General features: G+C 58.1%; 9 protein-coding genes, 3 tRNA genes and 5 rRNA genes. 15 read left to right on the top strand and 2 right to left on the bottom strand.

Features of this window, described 5'->3' with window-relative positions; translation table 11 throughout:
• Positions 1 to 6: 6 nt before the first annotated feature.
• From AC1MEM_RS02405 to AC1MEM_RS02355, 11 genes are all read left to right on the top strand, one after another.
• Positions 7 to 82 (top strand) — tRNA-Ala (locus AC1MEM_RS02405).
• A 213-nt stretch (positions 83 to 295) separates the two neighbouring features.
• A 23S ribosomal RNA gene (locus tag AC1MEM_RS02400) occupies positions 296 to 3,187 on the top strand.
• 124 nt (positions 3,188 to 3,311) lie between these two features.
• Positions 3,312 to 3,424 (top strand): 5S ribosomal RNA (gene rrf / locus AC1MEM_RS02395).
• A gap of 233 nt (positions 3,425 to 3,657) precedes the next feature.
• On the top strand, positions 3,658 to 5,301 hold the full coding sequence (locus AC1MEM_RS02390; RefSeq protein ID WP_499475087.1) for a DUF418 domain-containing protein: 1,644 nt from the start codon (positions 3,658 to 3,660) through the stop codon (positions 5,299 to 5,301).
• Complete coding sequence (locus tag AC1MEM_RS02385; protein WP_499475086.1) at positions 5,211 to 7,658, top strand: penicillin acylase family protein; 2,448 nt, start codon at positions 5,211 to 5,213, stop codon at positions 7,656 to 7,658. Before AC1MEM_RS02390 ends, AC1MEM_RS02385 begins: the two co-directional genes overlap by 91 nt.
• Positions 7,659 to 8,084: 426 nt before the next feature.
• Positions 8,085 to 9,617: ribosomal RNA gene (locus AC1MEM_RS02380) — 16S ribosomal RNA — on the top strand.
• Positions 9,618 to 9,693: 76 nt separating this feature from the next.
• Positions 9,694 to 9,770 (top strand) — tRNA-Ile (locus AC1MEM_RS02375).
• A gap of 11 nt (positions 9,771 to 9,781) precedes the next feature.
• Positions 9,782 to 9,857, top strand: a tRNA-Ala gene (locus tag AC1MEM_RS02370).
• A gap of 226 nt (positions 9,858 to 10,083) precedes the next feature.
• Positions 10,084 to 12,959, top strand: a 23S ribosomal RNA gene (locus AC1MEM_RS02365).
• A 125-nt stretch (positions 12,960 to 13,084) separates the two neighbouring features.
• Positions 13,085 to 13,197, top strand: a 5S ribosomal RNA gene (gene rrf / locus AC1MEM_RS02360).
• The 16S, 23S and 5S rRNA genes sit together here with 2 tRNA genes alongside, the layout of an rRNA operon.
• A 174-nt stretch (positions 13,198 to 13,371) precedes the next feature.
• On the top strand, positions 13,372 to 13,629 hold the full coding sequence (locus tag AC1MEM_RS02355) for a hypothetical protein (protein ID WP_499475085.1): 258 nt from the start codon (positions 13,372 to 13,374) through the stop codon (positions 13,627 to 13,629).
• Positions 13,630 to 13,781: 152 nt separating this feature from the next.
• Here the strand turns inward: AC1MEM_RS02355 and AC1MEM_RS02350 are convergent, their stop codons facing one another.
• The gene (locus AC1MEM_RS02350; RefSeq protein ID WP_499475084.1) at positions 13,782 to 14,414 is read right to left on the bottom strand and encodes a hypothetical protein; all 633 of its coding nucleotides are present in this window, start codon (positions 14,412 to 14,414) and stop codon (positions 13,782 to 13,784) included.
• Positions 14,321 to 14,884 carry a hypothetical protein gene (locus AC1MEM_RS02345; RefSeq protein WP_499475083.1) on the bottom strand — a complete coding sequence of 188 codons (564 nt, stop codon included), beginning with the start codon at positions 14,882 to 14,884 and terminating at the stop codon, positions 14,321 to 14,323. Before AC1MEM_RS02345 ends, AC1MEM_RS02350 begins: the two co-directional genes overlap by 94 nt.
• Positions 14,885 to 15,640: 756 nt before the next feature.
• Between AC1MEM_RS02345 and AC1MEM_RS02340 the strand changes: the two genes are divergently transcribed.
• From AC1MEM_RS02340 to AC1MEM_RS02325, 4 genes are all read left to right on the top strand, one after another.
• A complete protein-coding gene (locus tag AC1MEM_RS02340) occupies positions 15,641 to 16,747 on the top strand; it encodes an S-(hydroxymethyl)glutathione dehydrogenase/class III alcohol dehydrogenase (protein ID WP_499475082.1) in 1,107 nt (368 codons plus the stop codon).
• 36 nt (positions 16,748 to 16,783) lie between these two features.
• The gene (gene gfa / locus AC1MEM_RS02335) at positions 16,784 to 17,362 is read left to right on the top strand and encodes an S-(hydroxymethyl)glutathione synthase (RefSeq protein WP_499475081.1); all 579 of its coding nucleotides are present in this window, start codon (positions 16,784 to 16,786) and stop codon (positions 17,360 to 17,362) included.
• Positions 17,363 to 17,419: 57 nt separating this feature from the next.
• Entirely contained in the window at positions 17,420 to 17,761 is a 342-nt protein-coding gene (locus AC1MEM_RS02330; RefSeq protein ID WP_499475080.1) for a hypothetical protein, read from the top strand.
• 232 nt (positions 17,762 to 17,993) lie between these two features.
• Positions 17,994 to 19,799, top strand: a complete 1,806-nt coding sequence (locus AC1MEM_RS02325) for a methanol/ethanol family PQQ-dependent dehydrogenase (protein ID WP_499475079.1) — start codon at positions 17,994 to 17,996, stop codon at positions 19,797 to 19,799.
• Positions 19,800 to 19,843: the final 44 nt, after the last annotated feature.

The raw sequence follows: 19,843 nt of genomic DNA, 5'->3' as shown, positions 1-19,843 counted from the left end.
ACCCATGGGGGATTAGCTCAGCTGGGAGAGCACCTGCTTTGCAAGCAGGGGGTCGTCGGTTCGATCCCGTCATCCTCCACCATTAAAAGTGCAAACGTAAGCCTCTGCGGTTTAGGTTTGATCTTTTAGAGATTAACTGTTGTTCTGTTCTTTAACAATCTGGAAGAAGTAAAGTTTTATTGAGCACGCACGACAGTGCGTGCTCTGGGTAGTAACAAATCAACAAACATGCAACAAGCTGTACTCTTATTTCTATGACCGCTTCCTGGTTAGTCGCCAGGAGCTAACGTTATAGGGACAAGCGAATAAGTGCACATGGTGGATGCCTTGGCGATTACAGGCGATGAAGGACGTAGTAGCTTGCGATAAGCTGCGGGGAGCGAGCAAACACGCTTTGATCCGCAGATTTCCGAATGGGGAAACCCGGCCTTTTAGGTCATTGCATGCTGAATACATAGGCATGCAAAGCGAACGCGGCGAACTGAAACATCTAAGTAGCTGCAGGAAAAGAAATCAACCGAGATTCCCAAAGTAGTGGCGAGCGAAATGGGAAGAGCCTGTACGTGATAGTCGATTGGATAGTGGAACAACCTGGAAATGTTGGCCATAGAGGGTGATAGCCCCTTACACGAAATTCAAACGGTGATACTAAGCGTACGACAAGTAGGGCGGGACACGAGAAATCCTGTCTGAACATGGGGGGACCATCCTCCAAGGCTAAATACTCGTAATCGACCGATAGTGAACCAGTACCGTGAGGGAAAGGCGAAAAGAACCCCGGGAGGGGAGTGAAATAGATCCTGAAACCGTGTGCATACAAACAGTCGGAGCGGACTTGTTCCGTGACGGCGTACCTTTTGTATAATGGGTCAGCGACTTACATTCAGTGGCGAGGTTAACCGAATAGGGGAGCCGTAGAGAAATCGAGTCCGAACAGGGCGACAGTCGCTGGGTGTAGACCCGAAACCAAGTGATCTACCCATGGCCAGGATGAAGGTGCGGTAACACGCCCTGGAGGTCCGAACCCACTAATGTTGAAAAATTAGGGGATGAGCTGTGGGTAGGGGTGAAAGGCTAAACAAACTTGGAAATAGCTGGTTCTCTCCGAAAACTATTTAGGTAGTGCCTCAAGTATCACCATCGGGGGTAGAGCACTGTTATGGCTAGGGGGTCATTGCGACTTACCAAACCATTGCAAACTCCGAATACCGATGAGTGCGAGCTTGGGAGACAGACGTCGGGTGCTAACGTCCGGCGTCAAGAGGGAAACAACCCAGACCGCCAGCTAAGGTCCCAAAGATTGGCTAAGTGGAAAACGAAGTGGGAAGGCTAAAACAGTCAGGATGTTGGCTTAGAAGCAGCCATCATTTAAAGAAAGCGTAATAGCTCACTGATCGAGTCGTCCTGCGCGGAAGATGTAACGGGGCTAAGCCAGTCACCGAAGCTGCGGATATTTTTCGAAGTACTTGTACTTTGATCGATATGGTAGGAGAGCGTTCTGTAAGCCTGCGAAGGTGTCTTGTGAAGGATGCTGGAGGTATCAGAAGTGCGAATGCTGACATGAGTAGCGATAATGGGGGTGAAAAGCCTCCACGCCGTAAGCCCAAGGTTTCCTGTTCAACGTTCATCGGAGCAGGGTGAGTCGGCCCCTAAGGCGAGGCAGAGATGCGTAGCTGATGGGAAGCAGGTTAATATTCCTGCACCGTCGTATGATGCGATGGGGGGACGGATCGCGGAAGGTTGTCTGACTGTTGGAATAGTCAGTTTCTGCTTCATAGAAGGCACTTAGGCAAATCCGGGTGCGTAATTCAAGGGAGTGGGACGAGCGGCCTTGTGCTGCGAAGCAATCGGAAGTGGTTCCAAGAAAAGCCTCTAAGCTTCAGTCATACGAGACCGTACCGCAAACCGACACAGGTGGGCGAGATGAGTATTCTAAGGCGCTTGAGAGAACTCGGGAGAAGGAACTCGGCAAATTGGTACCGTAACTTCGGGAAAAGGTACGCCCTTGTAGCTTGACCACTTTACTGTGGAAGGGTGAACGGGTTGCAATAAACTGGTGGCTGCGACTGTTTAATAAAAACACAGCACTCTGCAAACACGAAAGTGGACGTATAGGGTGTGACGCCTGCCCGGTGCTGGAAGATTAAATGATGGGGTGCAAGCTCTTGATTGAAGTCCCAGTAAACGGCGGCCGTAACTATAACGGTCCTAAGGTAGCGAAATTCCTTGTCGGGTAAGTTCCGACCTGCACGAATGGCGTAACGATGGCCACACTGTCTCCTCCCGAGACTCAGCGAAGTTGAAATGTTTGTGATGATGCAATCTACCCGCGGCTAGACGGAAAGACCCCATGAACCTTTACTGTAGCTTTGCATTGGACTTTGAACCAATCTGTGTAGGATAGGTGGGAGGCTTTGAAGCGGGGACGCCAGTTCTCGTGGAGCCATCCTTGAAATACCACCCTGGTTTGTTTGAGGTTCTAACCTTGGTCCGTTATCCGGATCGGGGACAGTGCATGGTAGGCAGTTTGACTGGGGCGGTCTCCTCCTAAAGTGTAACGGAGGAGTTCGAAGGTACGCTAGGTACGGTCGGACATCGTGCTAATAGTGCAATGGCATAAGCGTGCTTAACTGCGAGACCGACAAGTCGAGCAGGTACGAAAGTAGGACATAGTGATCCGGTGGTTCTGTATGGAAGGGCCATCGCTCAACGGATAAAAGGTACTCTGGGGATAACAGGCTGATTCCTCCCAAGAGTTCATATCGACGGGGGAGTTTGGCACCTCGATGTCGGCTCATCACATCCTGGGGCTGTAGCCGGTCCCAAGGGTATGGCTGTTCGCCATTTAAAGTGGTACGTGAGCTGGGTTTAAAACGTCGTGAGACAGTTTGGTCCCTATCTGCCGTGGGCGTTGGAAATTTGAAGGGGGCTGCTCCTAGTACGAGAGGACCGGAGTGGACGAACCTCTGGTGTACCGGTTGTCACGCCAGTGGCATTGCCGGGTAGCTAAGTTCGGAAGAGATAACCGCTGAAAGCATCTAAGCGGGAAACTTGCCTTGAGATGAGATTTCCCGGAGCCTTGAGCTCCTTGAAGGGTCGTTCGAGACCAGGACGTTGATAGGCTGGGTGTGGAAGTGCAGTAATGCATTAAGCTAACCAGTACTAATTGCCCGTACGGCTTGTCCCTATAACCTTAGCAGGTCATGGAAATTCGAATACAGTGTGCTGTTTGTTGATTCACACTACCTGAACTTTACTTCCTCCAGATTCTGAGCTGTTGTCCATGAGGACGGCAACTCGTACAAGTTATGCCTGATGACCATAGCAAGTCGGTCCCACCCCTTCCCATCCCGAACAGGACCGTGAAACGACTTTGCGCCGATGATAGTGCTGCAACCAGTGTGAAAGTAGGTTATCGTCAGGCTAGTTATATAGAAAAACCCCGTTGAGCTGATGCTCGGCGGGGTTTTTCGCTTTGTGCGCCGCTTTGTCGGCCGCTTTTTTGTCCATTTGTCGCCTGTTTCCCCGTTCTTCCTCTCGACCACACCGCACCGGATTGCATTTCAGCCGTGCTTTCCGACGTTTCGTCGCAAACAACCGGCCCTCTGGCGCCCTCGGGAATACGATTTGTCGATCGATAACCGGAAAGGGACTGCGATGGACACACCAACTGGCAGGGCGAACCTGGCGCCCGTGGTAGAGAACGAACGGATTCAATCGCTCGACGTCGTGCGCGGATTTGCTCTCATCGGCATCCTCATGATGAACGTCGAGTATTTCAACCGCGCCATTTCCCAGCTCGGTTCGGGAATGCCGGCAGGCCTCACCGGCGCAAATCTCTGGGTGACTTATTTCGTCCAGTATTTCGTCGTCGGCAAGTTCTGGACGATCTTCTCGCTCCTGTTCGGGATGGGCTTCGCCGTGATGCTGAGCCGCGCCGAACGCGCGGGACGCAACTTCCTCGTTCCCTACCTGCGCCGCATTGCGGCACTGGCCATCTTCGGCGCCCTGCACAGCATCTTGCTGTGGTCCGGCGACATCCTGTTCAGCTACGCGGTCGGTGCTGCAGCGCTCCTGATCGTCCTCTATGGCCGCCCGAAGTGGGTGGCAGCGGCCATTGTCCTCTGTGTCGGCGGCGCCTTCATTCCTGGAATGAACTGGCTCGGCGGCGTCGCCGGCGGCCTGGCATTCTTCAGTCTCGCCGGCTGGTGGCTGCGCGGGGAGCAGCGCCTGAAACGCTTCGGACGGCCGCCGGTCATCGGTGTTGTCCTGCTCGCGTGCGGCGTGGTCGCGCTGATTGCGGGCGTCGTCATGTGGGTCTTGCCGAACACCCCGCGCGAGGCGCGTATCGGCCTGCCGGTCTTGTCCATCGCGCTGCTCGCGCTTGGCTACCTGACGAACCGGTTTCATCAAGACCAGTCTGCGCGCCCCTGGCGCCTTGGCGTCGGCATCTATTGCTTCTCGTTTTTCATGATGACGGCAGCCGGCGCCTCGATGTACTTCTTCCCCGAGAAGCCGGCCGCGGTGGTGAGCAAGGCGGAAGCGAAAAAGCTCGAGGAGCGCGCGGCCGAGCGCGCCAAAAATCTCAAGGAGCGCAAGGAGCGGATCGAGAAAGAGACCAAAGTGCTGACGACCGGGACCTACGCCCAGGGCGTCGCCATGCGCGCCGAGCGCTTCGCCCAGCATGCGCCCGGCGAAGTCGGGTTTGCCACGATCCTGATCGGCATGTTCCTGATCGGCACCTGGTTCGTCCGCGCCGGCATCATGGACAATGCGCGCGCCCACTTGCCGCTGTTTCGCAAGCTGGCGACGGTCGGCCTGCCGCTCGGCATCGGCCTCGGCCTGCTCGGTTCCAGCATTGCCGTGCGGTCGGTGCCCGGTGCGAACGGTGCGGACGGCTGGCAACTGGCATCGGGCCTGCAAATGCTGGGTAACCTGCCGGCCTCGCTCGGCTATGCCAGCCTGGTGATCCTGATGCTGCACAGCGCGAGCCTGTTCAACAAGGTCAGCGTGCTCGCTCCTTTCGGCCGCATGGCCTTGACCAACTACCTGTCGCAGTCGCTGATCGCGTCGATCTTCTACTTCGGCTATGGATTCGGCCACTGGGGCGCGTCGCGTGTCGACCAGATGCTGTTCGTCGCCGTCGTCGTCGTGCTGCAGATCGCGTTCAGCCACTTCTGGCTCTCTCGCTTCCGCTACGGACCGATGGAATGGTTGTGGCGCGCGATCACCTACTGGACCATCCCTCCGATGCGCATCACCAAGGCGGCGCCGCTCGCACCGGCGGAGATGCCGGCTTGAGGTGGCGTCTCCGGTATGCCTGCGCGGCGCTGTTGATTGGCGCCGCATTGCCGGCGAGCGCGCAGCCGGTCAAGGTCGCCGGCTTGCGCCAACCGGCGCGGATCCTGATCGACCAGTGGGGCGTGCCGCATATCTACGCGGCGAGCCAGGACGACGTCTTCTTCGTCCAGGGTTACAATGCGGCGCGCGATCGCCTGTTCCAGATCGACCTGTGGCGCCGCCGGGGGCTGGGCGAGCTGTCGTCCGTGTTCGGGCCCTCGTATGTCGAGCAGGACCGGGCCGCGCGGCTGTTCCTGTACCGCGGCGACATGGCCGCGGAATGGGCCGCCTATGGCAAGGATGCGCAAAACACCAGCACCCGCTTTGTCGCCGGTATCAACGCCTATATCGACACCATCGCGCGCAAGCCCGAACTGCTGCCCTTCGAATTTCGCCAGCTCGGCTACCAGCCCGCGAAGTGGCAGCCGCAAGACGTGGTGCGGATCCGCAGCCATGGCCTCACGCGCAACCTGACCCAGGAATTCGCCCGCGCACATGTGGTGTGTCATGCCGGACTGGCCGCCGACGCCGTGCGTGCGCAGCTGTCGCCCGCCTGGACGACACGCGTGCCGGCGGGACTGGACCCCTGCCTGCCGGACGAGGCGCTCGACGTTTTTACGCGTGCCACCGATAACGTGCGGTTCAGCCGCGAAGCCGTCCAGCTGGCACGCACGATGCCCAATGAAGAGACGCTCGAGGGCAGCAATAACTGGGTGATCGCGCCCTCACGCACGCGGAGCGGCAGGCCGATCCTGGCTAACGACCCACACCGCGCCTACGGTGCGCCTTCGCTGCGCTACATCGTGCACCTGACTGCGCCCGGGCTCGACGTCATCGGTGCGGGCGAGCCCTCGCTGCCGGGAGTATCGATCGGCCATAACGGCAAGGTCGCCTTTGGCCTGACCATTTTCAGCATCGACCAGGAAGACCTGTACGTCTACGAAACCAATCCCGCCAATCCGATGCAATACCGCTACCAGGGCGGCTGGGAAACCTATCGCATCGTGAAGGAACAGCTGGCGGTGCGCGGCAAGCCGCCGCAGACGGTCGAGCTGCGCTTTACCCGCCACGGCCCGGTGATTTACGAGGACCCCGGCAAGCACCGCGCGCTGGCGGTGCGCACCGCCTGGAGCGCGCCCGGCATGGCACCTTATTTCGGCAGCATCGACTACATGAAGTCGCAGGATTTCACGCAGTTTCGCCAGGCGATGCGGCGTTGGGGCGCGCCGACCGAAAACCAGGTCTACGCCGATACCGCCGGCAACATCGGCTGGGTGGCCGGCGGCCTCGCCCCGGTGCGTCCCAACTGGGATGGACTGCTGCCGGTGCCGGGCGACGGCCGCTATGAATGGAAGGGTTTCCTCGACGGCGACAAGCTGCCCTTCGTGCTCAATCCGCAACAGGGCTGGTTCGCCTCCGCCAACGAGATGAACCTGCCCGACAGCTTTCCCTACCGCGCGCACAAGCTCGGCTTCGAATGGCCGGACAATGCCCGGGCGTGCCGCATCGCCGAGGTGTTGTCGAAAACGCCGAAGGCGAGCATGGAGGATATGCAGCGCTTGCAGAACGACGTCGTCTCATTGACGGCGCGGCGCCTGGTGGCCCTGCTGAAACCCTTGTCCTCGCGCGAGGCGAAGACGCAGGCGGCACTGAACCTGCTCCGGGGCTGGAACGGCGAGGAGGGCGCCCAGTCTGCGGAAGCGGCGCTGTATGAAGTATGGTGGTCGCGTCATCTCGGCAGGATGTTCCTGGACGCGACACTCACGCCTGACGCGGCACGTGCCGTGGGCGCCCCGCATACCAGTGTCCTGCTCGCGGCGCTCGAGCAGCCTGGCGCCCGCTTCGGTGCGAACGCACAGGTCAAGCGCGACAAGCTGTTGCTGGCCAGCCTGGCTGCGGCCTGGGCCGACATGGAGCGGCTGCAGGGAAGAGATGCGAAGCGCTGGCAGTGGGGCAATATGCAGTTCAGCTACTTTGTCCACCCGATGGCGCCGATCCTCGACAACGCCGCTCGTGCGCGCGTGAATGTGGGGCCGCTGCCGCGGGGAGGCGGCGCCTATACGGTCAACGTGTCCGGCTACCATCCTGAAAATTTCTGGCACGCGCATGGGCCATCGTTCCGCATGGTGCTCGACGTGGGGAACTGGGACAACTCGCGTGCGATTAATACCCCAGGCCAATCCGGCAACCCGGACAGTGCCCACTACCGCGACCTTGCAAGGAGCTGGGCTGAAGGCAAATATTTTCCGCTGCTGTACTCACGCGCGGCGATCGCAAAGGCAACGCAGGAGACGATCGAGCTGGTCCCGGCACCTTGATGCGCGTGAGGCCTTGCGCGGCGCGGCCAGCTTTGTTATAGTTCGCCTCCTCGCGAAAACGACAACGAAATCAAGTAGTTGAAGTCGCAACGAGAAACCGCAGACTTTGCGGTGTAGCAAAAAAGAAGTTGACGAGAAACAGAAATTGCTTCATACTCTTCTTCCTCTGCTGCTGACGAACAAAACGATTCGCAGAATGCAGCAAGGCAGTACCGCCCTCGGCGGGAGCCCAAGTTCTTTAAAAATTAACAGTCGATAAGTGTGGGCGTTTGATGAAGGTGCCAAGAACTTCGGTTCTTGATTACTTAAATTATCAAATGTTCACAAAAAAGAAATACGTTGTCTCAGCAATGGGATAGCGGTCAGTATTTTGAGTGAGCGACCCGCTAGCAATAGCGGTGGCAGCAATGCCAACAAACAGAGATTGAACTGAAGAGTTTGATCCTGGCTCAGATTGAACGCTGGCGGCATGCTTTACACATGCAAGTCGAACGGCAGCGCGGGGCAACCTGGCGGCGAGTGGCGAACGGGTGAGTAATATATCGGAACGTACCCAAGAGTGGGGGATAACGTAGCGAAAGTTACGCTAATACCGCATACGATCTATGGATGAAAGCAGGGGACCGCAAGGCCTTGTGCTCCTGGAGCGGCCGATATCTGATTAGCTAGTTGGTGAGGTAAAGGCTCACCAAGGCCACGATCAGTAGCTGGTCTGAGAGGACGACCAGCCACACTGGAACTGAGACACGGTCCAGACTCCTACGGGAGGCAGCAGTGGGGAATTTTGGACAATGGGCGCAAGCCTGATCCAGCAATGCCGCGTGAGTGAAGAAGGCCTTCGGGTTGTAAAGCTCTTTTGTCAGGGAAGAAACGGTGGGGGCTAATATCCTCCACTAATGACGGTACCTGAAGAATAAGCACCGGCTAACTACGTGCCAGCAGCCGCGGTAATACGTAGGGTGCAAGCGTTAATCGGAATTACTGGGCGTAAAGCGTGCGCAGGCGGTTTTGTAAGTCTGTCGTGAAAGCCCCGGGCTCAACCTGGGAATTGCGATGGAGACTGCAAGGCTTGAATCTGGCAGAGGGGGGTAGAATTCCACGTGTAGCAGTGAAATGCGTAGAGATGTGGAGGAACACCGATGGCGAAGGCAGCCCCCTGGGTCAAGATTGACGCTCATGCACGAAAGCGTGGGGAGCAAACAGGATTAGATACCCTGGTAGTCCACGCCCTAAACGATGTCTACTAGTTGTCGGGTTTTAATTAACTTGGTAACGCAGCTAACGCGTGAAGTAGACCGCCTGGGGAGTACGGTCGCAAGATTAAAACTCAAAGGAATTGACGGGGACCCGCACAAGCGGTGGATGATGTGGATTAATTCGATGCAACGCGAAAAACCTTACCTACCCTTGACATGTCAGGAATCCTTGAGAGATCAGGGAGTGCCCGAAAGGGAACCTGAACACAGGTGCTGCATGGCTGTCGTCAGCTCGTGTCGTGAGATGTTGGGTTAAGTCCCGCAACGAGCGCAACCCTTGTCATTAGTTGCTACATTTAGTTGAGCACTCTAATGAGACTGCCGGTGACAAACCGGAGGAAGGTGGGGATGACGTCAAGTCCTCATGGCCCTTATGGGTAGGGCTTCACACGTCATACAATGGTACATACAGAGGGCCGCCAACCCGCGAGGGGGAGCTAATCCCAGAAAGTGTATCGTAGTCCGGATCGCAGTCTGCAACTCGACTGCGTGAAGTTGGAATCGCTAGTAATCGCGGATCAGCATGTCGCGGTGAATACGTTCCCGGGTCTTGTACACACCGCCCGTCACACCATGGGAGCGGGTTTTACCAGAAGTAGGTAGCTTAACCGTAAGGGGGGCGCTTACCACGGTAGGATTCGTGACTGGGGTGAAGTCGTAACAAGGTAGCCGTATCGGAAGGTGCGGCTGGATCACCTCCTTTCTAGAGTAGCACCGGGCCTTGAGCCCAGTCACCAAACGTCCACACTTATCGACTGTTGAACAAAGAACACAGTTTCGGGGCTGTAGCTCAGCTGGTTAGAGCACCGTGTTGATAACGCGGGGGTCGTTGGTTCGAGTCCAACCAGCCCTACCAGTCATACCCATGGGGGATTAGCTCAGCTGGGAGAGCACCTGCTTTGCAAGCAGGGGGTCGTCGGTTCGATCCCGTCATCCTCCACCAAAAAGCTCAAACGTAAGCACGTAGATGTTTAGGTTTGATCTTTTAGAGATTAACTGTTGTTCTGTTCTTTAACAATCTGGAAGAAGTAAAGTTTTTTTAAGCGTTCGATGCGTCAGCAATGATGTAGCGAACACTTAGGGTAGTAACAAATCAACAAACATGCAACAAGCTGTACTCTTATTTCTATGACCGCTTCCTGGTTAGTCGCCAGGAGCTAACGTTATAGGGACAAGCGAATAAGTGCACATGGTGGATGCCTTGGCGATTACAGGCGATGAAGGACGTAGTAGCTTGCGATAAGCTGCGGGGAGTGAGCAAACACACTTTGATCCGCAGATTTCCGAATGGGGAAACCCGGCCTTTTAGGTCATTGCATGCTGAATACATAGGCATGCAAAGCGAACGCGGCGAACTGAAACATCTAAGTAGCTGCAGGAAAAGAAATCAACCGAGATTCCCAAAGTAGTGGCGAGCGAAATGGGAAGAGCCTGTACGTGATAGTCGATTGGATAGTGGAACAACCTGGAAATGTTGGCCATAGAGGGTGATAGCCCCTTACACGAAATTCAAACGGTGATACTAAGCGTACGACAAGTAGGGCGGGACACGAGAAATCCTGTCTGAACATGGGGGGACCATCCTCCAAGGCTAAATACTCGTAATCGACCGATAGTGAACCAGTACCGTGAGGGAAAGGCGAAAAGAACCCCGGGAGGGGAGTGAAATAGATCCTGAAACCGTGTGCATACAAACAGTCGGAGCGGACTTGTTCCGTGACGGCGTACCTTTTGTATAATGGGTCAGCGACTTACATTCAGTGGCGAGGTTAACCGAATAGGGGAGCCGTAGAGAAATCGAGTCCGAACAGGGCGACAGTCGCTGGGTGTAGACCCGAAACCAAGTGATCTACCCATGGCCAGGATGAAGGTGCGGTAACACGCCCTGGAGGTCCGAACCCACTAATGTTGAAAAATTAGGGGATGAGCTGTGGGTAGGGGTGAAAGGCTAAACAAACTTGGAAATAGCTGGTTCTCTCCGAAAACTATTTAGGTAGTGCCTCAAGTATCACCATCGGGGGTAGAGCACTGTTATGGCTAGGGGGTCATTGCGACTTACCAAACCATTGCAAACTCCGAATACCGATGAGTGCGAGCTTGGGAGACAGACGTCGGGTGCTAACGTCCGGCGTCAAGAGGGAAACAACCCAGACCGCCAGCTAAGGTCCCAAAGATTGGCTAAGTGGAAAACGAAGTGGGAAGGCTAAAACAGTCAGGATGTTGGCTTAGAAGCAGCCATCATTTAAAGAAAGCGTAATAGCTCACTGATCGAGTCGTCCTGCGCGGAAGATGTAACGGGGCTAAGCCAGTCACCGAAGCTGCGGATATCCTTTATTGGATATGGTAGGAGAGCGTTCTGTAAGCCTGCGAAGGTGTCTTGTGAAGGATGCTGGAGGTATCAGAAGTGCGAATGCTGACATGAGTAGCGATAATGGGGGTGAAAAGCCTCCACGCCGTAAGCCCAAGGTTTCCTGTTCAACGTTCATCGGAGCAGGGTGAGTCGGCCCCTAAGGCGAGGCAGAGATGCGTAGCTGATGGGAAGCAGGTTAATATTCCTGCACCGTCGTATGATGCGATGGGGGGACGGATCGCGGAAGGTTGTCTGACTGTTGGAATAGTCAGTTTCTGCTTCATAGAAGGCACTTAGGCAAATCCGGGTGCGTAATTCAAGGGAGTGGGACGAGCGGCCTTGTGCTGCGAAGCAATCGGAAGTGGTTCCAAGAAAAGCCTCTAAGCTTCAGTCATACGAGACCGTACCGCAAACCGACACAGGTGGGCGAGATGAGTATTCTAAGGCGCTTGAGAGAACTCGGGAGAAGGAACTCGGCAAATTGGTACCGTAACTTCGGGAAAAGGTACGCCCTTGTAGTTTGACCACTTTACTGTGGAAGGATGAACGGGTTGCAATAAACTGGTGGCTGCGACTGTTTAATAAAAACACAGCACTCTGCAAACACGAAAGTGGACGTATAGGGTGTGACGCCTGCCCGGTGCTGGAAGATTAAATGATGGGGTGCAAGCTCTTGATTGAAGTCCCAGTAAACGGCGGCCGTAACTATAACGGTCCTAAGGTAGCGAAATTCCTTGTCGGGTAAGTTCCGACCTGCACGAATGGCGTAACGATGGCCACACTGTCTCCTCCCGAGACTCAGCGAAGTTGAAATGTTTGTGATGATGCAATCTACCCGCGGCTAGACGGAAAGACCCCATGAACCTTTACTGTAGCTTTGCATTGGACTTTGAACCAATCTGTGTAGGATAGGTGGGAGGCTTTGAAGCGGGGACGCCAGTTCTCGTGGAGCCATCCTTGAAATACCACCCTGGTTTGTTTGAGGTTCTAACCTTGGTCCGTTATCCGGATCGGGGACAGTGCATGGTAGGCAGTTTGACTGGGGCGGTCTCCTCCTAAAGTGTAACGGAGGAGTTCGAAGGTACGCTAGGTACGGTCGGACATCGTGCTAATAGTGCAATGGCATAAGCGTGCTTAACTGCGAGACCGACAAGTCGAGCAGGTACGAAAGTAGGACATAGTGATCCGGTGGTTCTGTATGGAAGGGCCATCGCTCAACGGATAAAAGGTACTCTGGGGATAACAGGCTGATTCCTCCCAAGAGTTCATATCGACGGGGGAGTTTGGCACCTCGATGTCGGCTCATCACATCCTGGGGCTGTAGCCGGTCCCAAGGGTATGGCTGTTCGCCATTTAAAGTGGTACGTGAGCTGGGTTTAAAACGTCGTGAGACAGTTTGGTCCCTATCTGCCGTGGGCGTTGGAAATTTGAAGGGGGCTGCTCCTAGTACGAGAGGACCGGAGTGGACGAACCTCTGGTGTACCGGTTGTCACGCCAGTGGCATTGCCGGGTAGCTAAGTTCGGAAGAGATAACCGCTGAAAGCATCTAAGCGGGAAACTTGCCTTGAGATGAGATTTCCCGGAGCCTTGAGCTCCTTGAAGGGTCGTTCGAGACCAGGACGTTGATAGGCTGGGTGTGGAAGTGCAGTAATGCATTAAGCTAACCAGTACTAATTGCCCGTACGGCTTGTCCCTATAACCTTAGCAGGTCATGGAAATTCGAATACAGTGTGCTGTTTGTTGATCACATTACCTGAACTTTACTTCCTCCAGATTCTGAGCACGTTGCCCACCAGGGAACGCCGCTCGTACAAGTTATGCCTGATGACCATAGCAAGTCGGTCCCACCCCTTCCCATCCCGAACAGGACCGTGAAACGACTTTGCGCCGATGATAGTGCTGCAACCAGTGTGAAAGTAGGTTATCGTCAGGCTAGTTATAAAGAAAAAACCCGCTCAGAGATCTGAGCGGGTTTTTTTTCGTCCGTCGCTTTATGCGCCAGTTAGAGGAACGTATGCGCCGGCACAGCGCAACAGACCGATCGGGCTTGAAACCGCGGCAACCAGAACTACAATCAAGACAGGTCTCCCCTTGGAGGATCCTGGAAATGGACACTCGACATCAACGCACAGCGCGGCGTATCGCGACCGCACTGGTGCTGGCCGCCGGCCTCGGCGGCTGCGTGTACGCGCCGCCCTACGCTGCCTACGACCCGTATTATTACCCCAGCTATGGCTATCCGACCTATGTGGGCCCACCTGTGACCCTCGATTTCGGCTTCGGTTACTACAGCAATCATCACGGCGGCGGACGTTATGGTGGCTACGGCGGGCGCGGCTGGGGACACGGCGGCCGCCGGCATTGAGAACGACCCCGCAACCGGCACCGGATGACCGACGATTCCGGCATCACGACCGGTGATTCCGCCCAGGGGGCGAAACGCGGTACGTCCGGCCGCGATCGGAATCCACACGACCGTACCCGCGATGCAGCGGTCCGCCCGGCTCGCTGCCGCCATCAGGTAAACATCGAGCGCACCTGGGCCACAATCCGGTCGAGGTCGGCTGCGGTGAAGCCGTCACGAAACTCGCCCGTCTCCTCTCGCCTTTCCACCTCCTCCCATTGTCGATCGTCCAGCGAGGTTTTGATGTACTTGTCGCCCTTCTCCTGGCGGAGCGATTCGATCGCCTGGCCGGTGGAAGTGGGAAGTTGGCTGACCTCGACCGGCCGCAGGTTGGCGCTGCCCCAGGCGCCGACGCGGCCGCGCACGATCGCCGGTGCCTTCTGCGATTCGACGAACACCACCTTCTGACCCCACAAGCCCAGCGTATCCATTCCGCCGCTCTTCATGCCGACGTGGACGATGTCGAAGTTGTAGGTAGCGGCCATGAAATCGAAGAAGCCATTCTCCTTGAAGCGGCCACTGATATTGCCGAGCTTCCGCCAGAATTCGCCCAGATCGAAGACGTAGGGCAGGCCCAGGGTTCGCTGGTTGAATCCGTCGCCGACGGTCAGCACCGCCACGGCCGCCGGGATGCCGGCCCATAGCGCCTTGCTCAGTTGCTCGTTGCCGAAAGTCGAGGAGTCATACTGCGGATTCGCGCCTCCCTGCGGCCGGCCCGGGCCCGTACCGGTCGGCGCGACCCGCATCCCGGAGGTGCGGCCCCAGATGCAGACGAAGCGCGCGCGCCTGACGATGCTGTCGATCCCATCTTCGCGAAGAACGGACCGGCGAAGGCGGTCGCCGCGGCGGCGTAGCCGGCTTGCTCGGGCGACTGCGGATTGCGGGTGATCTCCGCCCAGGCTGGAGTCAGGGGCTGGCCCTGCGTCATGTTCTTCACGACCTGGGAGGCGAGGAAGGTCGCGTCATAGGGGCTGATGAAGTCCGCTGCCTTCAACTTGCTCAGCTGCCCCATCACGTCGACCATGCGGTTCTTGCTGCGCGGCGCGGTGACGTAGACGCATACATCGCCGCCGTAGGTGTTGGCGACGCTGCCGAGCGCGGCGTCCCAGTCGGCGCGCAGCATGCCGACGCCGAACCCCTCGGCCTGCAGGACGAGAATGGCGCAAGGGAGTTTCGGCGGCGCAGACGTGAGCTCCGTGGCCACCGCCGCGTACAAATGGGGAAATCTCCTGATTGCCAGCTACCGATCAGGAAGTTCAAACCTGGCGGCCACGCAGCGGGTGTCGAGAAGTTTCGTCGTCCTGGCGTCATTGCATAATGGATGCACTTGACGATCTCGTCACTGCTCGTGAAGTCTGGTGATATGTCGATCTCAACGACGCTATACATCGGACGCTCCCGGTTGCTCGCGGAAGGCGGACAGGGACCTTGCGCCCCCATCGCCCCAGCGGGTTCTGATGACGACAACAGCTCGTGCCATGTCTTTCTTTGACATCGCATCGAGCCGAGCTTTTGAGAATCCAGTTGCTGGAAGACAGAAGAATCAAGCGCATGCGCGGTCATATCGCGCTGCATCCGCCCTCGAGCCATGGCGCGACAAGGTCCGGGGATGCGTGAAAAGCATGCTCCGTCCGTGAGGAATGCGTCAACATATTTATTAGTTTTAATCGTTTAGTTGCAACACGGGCCCATCGTGGCGTGTTTGTTCCGCACATCCCTTAAAACGCACTTGCCCAGGCCGACTACTGCCTGCAACCGGTGGCACGACCCTTGCATTCCACGCTCTCCAGGTGCACCCGGCCCCATCCCGCGTGAACGCAGCCGCGTAGCGCGGAACACCTGTCCCCTGATCGGAACAACGAGCATTGCGCGAGCACTGCGCTGTTGCAGATTTGGAGCGACAGCCGGCGCGGGCACACTGTTTTTCAACCCGTCCGCCCACGTGGTGGACTTCATCGACAAGAAAGATGCCATGAAAACGAGAGCTGCCATTGCGTGGAAGGCCGGAGAACCGCTGTCCATCGCCGAGGTTGACCTGGAAGGACCGCGTGCCGGCGAAGTGCTGGTCGAAATCAAGGCGACCGGCATATGCCATACCGACTACTACACCCTGTCCGGTGCCGACCCCGAAGGCATCTTTCCCGCCATCCTGGGCCATGAAGGCGCCGGTATCGTGCTGGAAACCGGCCCCGGTGTCACCTCGGTCAAACGCGACGACCACGTGATTCCGCTGTACACGCCCGAATGCCGGCAATGCAAATTCTGCCTGTCCCGCAAGACCAACCTGTGCCAGTCGATCCGCTCGACCCAGGGCCGCGGCCTGATGCCCGATGCGACTTCCCGTTTTTCGCTCGATGGCCAGCCCCTGTTCCACTACATGGGCACCTCGACCTTTTCCAACTACATCGTGGTGCCCGAGATCGCCCTGGCGAAAATCCGCGAGGACGCCCCCTTCGACAAGGCCTGCTACATCGGCTGCGGCGTCACCACCGGCGTCGGCGCCGTCGTGTTCTCGGCCAAGGTCGAGGCCGGGGCGACGGTCGTCGTGTTCGGCCTGGGCGGGATCGGCCTGAACGTGATCCAGGGCGCGCGCATGGTGGGCGCCGACAAGATCATCGGCGTCGACATCAATCCCGGCCGTATCGACATCGCCCGTAAATTCGGCATGACCCATTTCGTCAACCCGAACGAGGTCGGCAACGTCGTCGACCACATCGTGCAATTGACCGATGGCGGCGCCGACTTCTCCTTCGAATGCATCGGCAACACGCAGGTGATGCGCCAGGCGCTCGAGTGCACCCACAAGGGCTGGGGCCAGTCCTTCATCATCGGCGTCGCCGCGGCCGGACAGGAAATCAGCACGCGGCCGTTCCAGCTGGTCACCGGACGCCAGTGGAAAGGTTCCGCTTTCGGCGGCGCGCGCGGACGCACCGACGTGCCGAAGATCGTCGACTGGTACATGGACGGCAAGATCAATATCGACGACCTGATCACCCACACCTTGCCGCTCGAACGCATCAACGAGGGCTTCGAGCTGATGAAGAGCGGGCAGTCGATCCGCTCGGTAGTGCTGTACTAAAGCCGCAGTCCAAACCAACCAACAGGAGACGCGATCATGAGCAATGCAGTGAACATCCACCCCGCTGTCGATAACCTCAAGCGGGCAGCGGCCGGTTTTGCCGGCGGCACCTTGTCCTGCCTGTGCGCCAGCAATCCAGTCACAGTCGAGATCAAGGGGCAAGTCGCGCACAACCACGTCTGCGGCTGCACCAAATGCTGGAAGCCGGCCGGCGCGCTGTTTTCGCAGGTGGCCGTGGTCGGGCGCGAAAACGTCAGGGTGACGGCCAACGAGGACAAGCTGCAGGTCGTCGATCCCAGCGCCACCATCCAGCGCCATGCCTGCCGCGACTGTGGCGTGCACATGTATGGCCGCATCGAGAACACGGGACACGCGTTTCACGGGCTCGACTTCGTGCACACCGAGCTTTCAAAAGAAAAAGGCTGGGCCGCGCCGGAATTCGCCGCCTTCGTCTCCTCGATCATCGAAGCGGGCGCTGCGCCGGAAGAGATGGGCGCGGTGCGCGCGCGCCTCACCGAGATCGGCCTGCCGCCCTACGACGCCCTCTCGCCGGCCCTGATGGATGCGATCTCGACCCACGTCGCCAAGACGCGCGGTGTACTCAAGCAGGCTTGATGCGCACGCGGCGGCGGTCCGCATGGGCCGCCGCAGCCAAGCGCACACGGAGACAACATGAAACGAATCCTTTTGCTCCTGGCGGCCTGCACGGCGCCGCTGGCCGCCCAGGCCCACGATTTCCCGACCAGCGGCCGGGTCGAGTACGTGCTCGAGTGCATGCAAAAACACGAAAGCAAATACGAGTACCTCTACAAATGCTCCTGCGTCGTCGATCACATCGCCAAGGCAATGCCCTATGACGATTACGTGACGATGTCGACCGCCCTGCGCAACCAGACCATGGGCGGAGAACGCGGCGCCGAGTTTCGCGATCCGCCGTCGGTGAAGGAGATGGCCAGCAAATACAAGGCGCTCCAGGCCAGCGCCAACAAGGCGTGTTACGTGCCGCAAAGCTGAACCCGGTGTGCCGCGAGGCGCTGCGCCGTGGATGGCACAGATGCGGCGCCGACTGTCACGAATCCTGAACATGGTGCCACGCAACACGCACTGGGCTGGGGCCAAATGGCAGGGGCCGTGCCGGTGGCACGACTGGCACGTTAAGTGCTGTGCTGTTGGTGGGGCTACCCGCCTGTCGATGTCTGGAAGCAGGATCAGTCGCACCGCTTATAAAACCAAAGGAGACTTAACCATGTCATTTACGAAAAGACTCATCCGCTGGTGGCCGTGCCTGGCGCTGGCTGCAGCCCCGGCATTCGCCGCCGCCTCCGATGTCGAACAACTGACCAAGGACCCGAAAAACTGGGCCATGCAATCCGGTAACCTGGCGAACCAGCGCTACAGCGAACTCAAACAGATCACCAGCAAGAACGCCAAGAACCTGCAAGTGGCCTGGACCTTCTCCACCGGCGTGCTGCGCGGCCACGAAGGCGGGCCGCTGGTGGTGGGCGACACGATGTACATCCACAGCCCCTTCCCGAATAAAGTGTTCGCGATCTCGCTGGAAGACCAGAGCATCCGCTGGAAGTACGAGCCGAAGCAGGACGCCACGGTGATCCCGGTGATGTGCTGCGACACCGTCAATCGCGGCGTGGCCTACGCCAACGGCAAGATCTTCCTGCAGCAGGCCGATACCACCCTGGTCGCGCTCGACGCCAAGACCGGCGCCGAACTGTGGAAGGTCAAGGTGGGCGATCCGAAGCTGGGCGAAACCACGACCAATACGCCGCACGTGTTCAAGGACAAAGTCCTGACCGGCATCAGCGGCGGTGAATTCGGGGTGCGCGGGCGCATCACGGCGCACGACATGAATACCGGCAAAGTGCTGTGGAAGGCCTACAGCACCGGACCCGACAACGAATTGATGGTCGATCCCGCAAAAACGATGACCTGGACTGACGGCAAGATGGCGCCGATTGGCCCCGATTCCTCGCTCAAGACCTGGCAGGGCGACCAGTGGAAGCTGGGCGGCGGCACGACCTGGGGCTGGTACAGCTACGACCCGGCGACCAACCTGGTGTATTACGGCACCGGCAACCCGAGCACCTGGAATCCACGCCAGCGTCCCGGCGACAACAAGTGGTCGATGACCATCTTTGCGCGCGACCTCGACACCGGCATGGCGAAATGGGTGTACCAGATGACGCCGCACGACGAGTGGGACTATGACGGCGTCAACGAAATGATCCTGGCCGACATCAAGGTCAAGGGCCAGCCGCGCAAGGCGCTGGTGCACTTCGACCGCAACGGCTTCGGCTATACGATGGACCGCGTCACCGGCGAATTGCTGGTGGCCGAGAAATTCGATCCGAAGGTCAACTGGGCGACCCACGTCGACATGAAGAGCGGCCGTCCGCAAGTCGTGGCCAAGTACAGCACCGACAAGAACGGGCCCGACTTCAATTCGAAGGGCATCTGCCCGTCCGCCCTCGGCACCAAGGACCAGCAGCCGGCCAGCTATTCGCGCAAGACGGGCCTGTTCTATGTGCCGACCAACCACGTCTGCATGGACTATGAGCCCTTCCAGATCGAGTACACCGCCGGCCAGCCCTATGTCGGCTCGACCCTCTCGATGTATGCCGCGCCGAACAGCCATGGCGGCCTCGGTAACTTCATCGCCTGGGATGCCGGTACCGGCAAGATCGTCTGGTCCAAGCCGGAGAAGTTTTCGGTCTGGAGCGGCGCGCTGTCCACCGCCGGCGACGTCGTGTTCTACGGCACCCTGGAAGGCTACCTGAAAGCGGTCGACAACAACGGCAAGGAGCTCTGGAAGTTCAAGACCCCGTCGGGCATCATCGGCAACGTCCACACCTGGGAATACAAGGGCAAGCAATACATCGGCGTGCTGTCGGGTATCGGCGGCTGGGCCGGGATCGGCCTCGCGGCCGGCCTGACCAAGGGCACCGAGGGCCTGGGCGCGGTGGGCGGCTACAAGGACCTCGCCAAGTACACCGAGCTCGGCGGCGTCCTGACCGTGTTCGCCTTGCCTGACCGTTGATCGGAGACGCATCATCGAGCCGTGTGATTCACATTGAGGACGGT

The sequence above is a fragment of the Telluria sp. AIW5 genome (assembly GCF_056680575.1).
This window is presented reverse-complemented; position numbering and strand designations above follow the sequence as displayed.

Excerpts from the sequence above, each read along its gene's own strand:
- AC1MEM_RS02355 (WP_499475085.1), top strand. The coding sequence starts at position 13,372 with ATGGACACTCGACATCAACGCACAGCGCGGCGTATCGCGACCGCACTG.
- AC1MEM_RS02340 (WP_499475082.1), top strand. The coding sequence starts at position 15,641 with ATGAAAACGAGAGCTGCCATTGCGTGGAAGGCCGGAGAACCGCTGTCC.
- AC1MEM_RS02350 (WP_499475084.1), bottom strand. The coding sequence starts at position 14,414 with ATGCGGGTCGCGCCGACCGGTACGGGCCCGGGCCGGCCGCAGGGAGGC.
- gfa (WP_499475081.1), top strand. The coding sequence starts at position 16,784 with ATGAGCAATGCAGTGAACATCCACCCCGCTGTCGATAACCTCAAGCGG.
- AC1MEM_RS02325 (WP_499475079.1), top strand. The coding sequence starts at position 17,994 with ATGTCATTTACGAAAAGACTCATCCGCTGGTGGCCGTGCCTGGCGCTG.
- AC1MEM_RS02385 (WP_499475086.1), top strand. The coding sequence starts at position 5,211 with ATGGTTGTGGCGCGCGATCACCTACTGGACCATCCCTCCGATGCGCAT.
- AC1MEM_RS02330 (WP_499475080.1), top strand. The coding sequence starts at position 17,420 with ATGAAACGAATCCTTTTGCTCCTGGCGGCCTGCACGGCGCCGCTGGCC.
- AC1MEM_RS02390 (WP_499475087.1), top strand. The coding sequence starts at position 3,658 with ATGGACACACCAACTGGCAGGGCGAACCTGGCGCCCGTGGTAGAGAAC.